Raw genomic sequence first — 4,791 nt, 5'->3', positions numbered from 1 at the left:
GGGTCTTTGAACCGATCGATGAGTCCCTCGGCGTCCTTGACTCCATGCGTAATGACTTCACAGCGCGTTCCTGCCGCTGGAGGCAAAAGCGTCCTGAAGACTTCGGCGATAAGCTCCGCGTGACGCTGCGTACGCGCAAAGATAATCGTCTTTCCCAGGCGATCAGCTCCGCCAACCTTGATTCCACGCTCAATGACCTGAGCGAGAACCTGTCGGATGGTGTCGAGGTTATAGAGCACCCGGTTCATCTCCGCCGACGTGATCTCACCTGGCGCCTCCAGAGGATCTCCTGACTCGTCTGAGCCCCAATCCTTCATATCCCATTCAAGCTGTTCTTCCGAGCTGAGCTCCGAATACTTCACGCCTTGCCGCATGAACAAGCTGTCACCCCGGAATAACTTCGGCGCCACAAGGTAGCCATCTTCGATGGCTTTATCCAAGCCGTAGTACCCGGTCGGCGCACCTGGCTCACACCCGAAAAAGCGGTACGTATTGTGATCCACGTTTGAACGTGGCGTGGCGGTAAGGCCCACAACCGCGGCATCGAAGTATTCGAAGAGACGCCGGTAGCGCTGATAAATCGATCGGTGTGCCTCGTCTACCACGATGAGATCGAAGTCAAAAGAACCGAAACGCTCGGTGGGCCCAACCATGTCAATCATGGTGTTGTAGGTGCTCACGTACACCTGACCCGTCGCCTCTTTGTTGGCAAGCAGATTCACAGGATTGGAGCCCGGCAAATGCTCCACAAATGCCGAATGCGCCTGGCGTGCCAACGCCTTGCGGTCAGCCAGGAAGAGCACATTGCGCACCCAACCGGCCTCCATAAGCATCTTCACCAACGAGATGGATACACGCGTTTTTCCGGTACCCGTGGCCATAACAAGCAGAGCCCTGCGATGCCCCGCCGCGAAGCGCTCGCTCACGGCTCGCAGCATTTGCTGTTGGTACGGCCGCGCCGCAATGTCGGATAGCTCCGTTGTCTCCAGAGGCTGACGCTTACCGCGCCGCCGAATGAGCTCCTCCATGGCGGCCGCTGTGGGGTATTCCTCTACCTGCCGCGCTTCGTAACAGTAACCACCGGGCAGTTCCGCGTCCCGGTCCCAGAAACGCACGTCATGCCCATTCGTATAGAAAACCAGCGGGACTCGACCGAATTTGCGACCCAACGCCTCGGCATAGTCCTCAGCTTGAACGCGCCCATCGTTGATGCTGCGTTCCGTCTTCTTCGCCTCGATAATAGCCAGGGGTTGACCATCTGTGCCCCACGCAACGTAGTCAATGTAAAGATCTTCAATCGGGTACTCGACAGTAAGGTTCCCGCCCGCCACACTGAAACCAGCATCTGCGAGCATCGGATCGATGATGTCACGACGGGTATCCGCTTCGCTACGCGCGAGCGGCGGGAGGTCAACCGCGCTAGCTTCCTCAGATGCCCGAACAGCTTCTTGCTGCTCTAGATAGCGTTCGCGCAGCTCAGCTTCCAAGTGCTTGACACGCTCTCGCGCCTCACGTGCTTCTCGTAACGCATCATCTGCAGTCTCTTGCGCAGCGGCCTTCTCACGCGCCTGCTCGGCTAACTCTCTTTCTAACGCCAGCTGAGCAGCTTCTGCTTCAGAGAGCTGCAACCGGAAGCCATCCGACTCTGCCGCCAGGCGATCCAGTTCTCGCTGTAACGCGAGCAGTTGCTGCCGCGACTGTGCCGCCTGCTTGGGTGCTGCGCGCAAAATTGCAACGTCAAAAGGAGCGACGGGCGGCAGGGGCTTCGTACTAAACCTTTTTGCTACCCGCACAAGCACATCGAAGAGATGTCGGACAATACGTTCCGCTTGTTCCGGTGGAACGGGCTTGGAGTCATGCGCAGAGGCGTTACCTGCCTTGCGGATGACATGCATCTTTTCAGCAGATCATCTGGGAACTGACTCGCAAAATCCGGATGGACCATGGCATCGATGACGCGGTCCGTGTTGGGAATACCGAGGACCGTAGCCACGTGCCCCACCACCGATTCAAGCACGAAGCGCGCTTGGAACAGGGAACCGCGCGGATTAGTGAGTGCACTTCGCTCCACCAATCGGCAGTCGTTAAGCAGGTTCGGCCACACCACGCCGACGAAGCCAAAGTTGCTGGATTGGGGTGTTCCACCACTCATCGTCGCCATGACGCTGGAGTTCCTCTCCACTAGTCCCGCATCTCATACTGCTTAGTTACAACCATCATGGTGTTTTTCCAGCGCAACGAAAGCAATTTCACCATCTAACTCGATTTACAAAGGTACTGAATTCGTACTGAATTTTCTAGCACAAGATTTCAGTCACATTTCAATCATATTTCAGTACGATTTCCGATCGAACTCGGGTACACTGCTCCCCATGAGCATCATCGACATCCCAGAACTCATTGCGCTCCTCCGCGATACGCAAAACAATACGTGGAATGTCGAGGCCAAAGAAGCCTCTCACCAGATGCCTGAATCAATTGACGAGACTCTCTGTGCCTTCGCCAATATGCCGGATGGCGGCACGCTCATCCTCGGGGTCGCTGAAAATGACGGCGCATTTGATGTCACCGGAGTCTGGGATCCGAAGGCTGCGCAGTCCGCCCTTGCTTCAAAGGCCCGCGAGCGAATCACGCCGCCCCTGCAACTCGGTGCAGTCGAGGCGACCATCGTGGAGGGGAAACCCGTCGTTGCTGCCATTGTTCCTCCCCAGCCCTCAGAGCATCGTCCCTTCCGAGTTGGTAAGTTTGGCAAAGCCTACATTCGTTCCGGCGACGGTGACTACTACTTGTCACCTCAGGAAGAGCTCTTTTTGGTCGGTGAGCGGCAGCAACCACATGCGGATCGCACACCAGTCGAAGGAGCCACGGTTCACCATGATTTGGTAGACGACCTGCTCCAGCAATACCTCAGCGCGAAGAAGCGCGACTCTCGCCGACTACGCGACCTCGATGAGCACACGCTCCACATCCGCACCAACGTTATTGACCCAGACACTGGTTTCGTCACGACTGCTGCACTCTACGCCTTCGGCGAGCAGCCGCAGCAGTTTCTACCCAACCTCGTAGTCAAAGCTCGCGCCATCAATCCTCAGCTCGACACCGCTCAACGGCTCGCCGATCGTCGCGAATTCACGGGACCCGTACCGGACCTCCTTGACTCGGCAATGGAATGGGTCTCTGCGCAGCTACGCGTCGGAGTGACCTTCCGCGATGGCAACGGGATCGATGTACCTGAGCTCCCTCCGGTCGCCATTCGCGAGATCATCGCCAATGCCCTGGTTCACCGCGATCTTTCTGCTGCTAGTTACGGCATGTATACGCAGCTCATCAAGCAGCCCACCAAGCTCATTGTGGAAAGTCCTGGCGGATTGTGGGGCATCACCAAAAATCAACTCGGTTACACCTCCCCTCGCGCCCGTAACGCGATCCTCTATTCCATGTGCGCCTCCCTCACGACGAGCAATGGATACCGCGTTATCGAGGCTCAACCTACTGGCATTCCTGCAGCTCGGGCCGCCCTTGCGGACGCTTTCCTTCCCGCCCCGCACTTCGATGATCAGATTACGAAGTTCACCGCTATCCTCACATCTTCGTCGCTCCTCAGCGATACCGACCTCCGTTGGCTTGGGCAACTCCCCGGCACCGATACCCTCTCCGTGGCTCAAAAGCACGCGCTCATCGCTATGCGTCACGGCGAAGAAATCACCAATAGCATCTATCGAAGCGCCTTCCCCATGGACTCCGTTAATGCCCGTGCCGAACTCCAGCAGCTGGTGCAATACGGGCTTGCCGATGCCACCGGTTCCGGCCGAGGCACCACCTACCGGGCCCCATCCGATGATGACCACACCCCAACCGAAACCGTAGCCGCCAATACCGCTCAGACTGCAGAAACTTCCTTGGCCGACCATGCCAAACGCAGCGCATACCTGTCCGCAGCCGAGAAGGACGAGAGAATCTTAGCAGCGTTACGTGCCGCCGAGCACGGGCTCACGCGCAAAGAACTGGTACAGACAACGGGGCTCAGTCGTGGGCAGCTAAATCCGCGATTGACAGCCTTGAACGAAAACAAAACAATCCAAAGTATTCCAGACGAATCTGATGCCCGCGTTCAGAAATACTTTTTAAATATAGAATATTCCTAACATCGCCGCCGAAATTAATCGGTAGTTCCTCATTCTTCAGCACACAGCGGATCCGCCAAAAAATTCTGTCTTAAGGACACATCACCACCCACCAATTCACCGATCCACTAGGAAGCACTAAAATACCTTTGCTCAAGACCCTTGCCTAAGAGAGCTAGCGCATCATTCCTTTTTCAAGAAGAGTTAGGATGCGAGTCGCTTCATTCATCTGCGCAACAAATCGTTGACGAATCTCAACAGCTGGCCAGGGTATACGAAAATCGCGAACCAACGAAAGATTCAAGTTGTCTTGGTTTCCGCCTCTTCCCAAAGAACGTAATTGCTCATACGAATTGCGCAATACGTAGAACAGAAAATCGGCATCCACCGCATCTTCGATGCAGATAGCTGCACAAGCTTGGTTCGTTGCCGCTGGCTCAGCTAGCCGGCCCACTTTTCCCGGACCTGACCCCCTTTTTTGGTGGACACCTGATATCCAGCCCGGTTGGGTTGGGAAGAAAGGTAATCTACCACCATGTCCAGGTACTCCGAACAGTTCAAACGCGATGCTGTGGCCCTCTATGAAAACAATGAGGACCTCTCGCTGAACGCAGCATCAACAGAGCTCGGTATCAACCGTGCCTCGCTGCATGCTTGGGTCAAGAAG

5 protein-coding genes are annotated in these 4,791 nt (G+C 56.1%); 3 read left to right on the top strand and 2 right to left on the bottom strand.

The genetic code is table 11. The features are described from left to right. The coding region (locus HMPREF0308_RS13805; RefSeq protein ID WP_169305102.1) for a DEAD/DEAH box helicase family protein at positions 1–1,895 on the bottom strand (1,895 nt) is incomplete at its 3' end. 156 nt (positions 1,896–2,051) lie between these two features. Here HMPREF0308_RS13805 and HMPREF0308_RS13800 point away from each other — a divergent pair. Both HMPREF0308_RS13800 and HMPREF0308_RS00405 read left to right on the top strand, forming a co-directional pair. Continuing rightward, positions 2,052–2,207 (top strand): hypothetical protein, encoded by a 156-nt coding sequence (locus tag HMPREF0308_RS13800; RefSeq protein WP_169305101.1) that lies wholly within the window; start codon positions 2,052–2,054, stop codon positions 2,205–2,207. A gap of 165 nt (positions 2,208–2,372) precedes the next feature. Then, entirely contained in the window at positions 2,373–4,145 is a 1,773-nt protein-coding gene (locus HMPREF0308_RS00405; protein WP_005527680.1) for an RNA-binding domain-containing protein, read from the top strand. A gap of 154 nt (positions 4,146–4,299) precedes the next feature. Here the strand turns inward: HMPREF0308_RS00405 and HMPREF0308_RS14400 are convergent, their stop codons facing one another. Further along, complete coding sequence (locus HMPREF0308_RS14400) at positions 4,300–4,578, bottom strand: restriction endonuclease subunit S (RefSeq protein WP_005527679.1); 279 nt, start codon at positions 4,576–4,578, stop codon at positions 4,300–4,302. An 81-nt stretch (positions 4,579–4,659) separates the two neighbouring features. Here HMPREF0308_RS14400 and HMPREF0308_RS14100 point away from each other — a divergent pair. After that, on the top strand, positions 4,660–4,791 hold a 132-nt coding region (locus HMPREF0308_RS14100; protein WP_005527677.1), incomplete at its 3' end, for an IS3 family transposase.

The sequence above is a fragment of the Corynebacterium striatum ATCC 6940 genome, assembly GCF_000159135.1.
Classification (GTDB): Bacteria; Actinomycetota; Actinomycetes; order Mycobacteriales; family Mycobacteriaceae; genus Corynebacterium; species Corynebacterium striatum.
The sequence above is the reverse complement of the archived record's forward strand: the minus strand, read 5'-3'. Positions and strand labels throughout refer to the sequence as shown.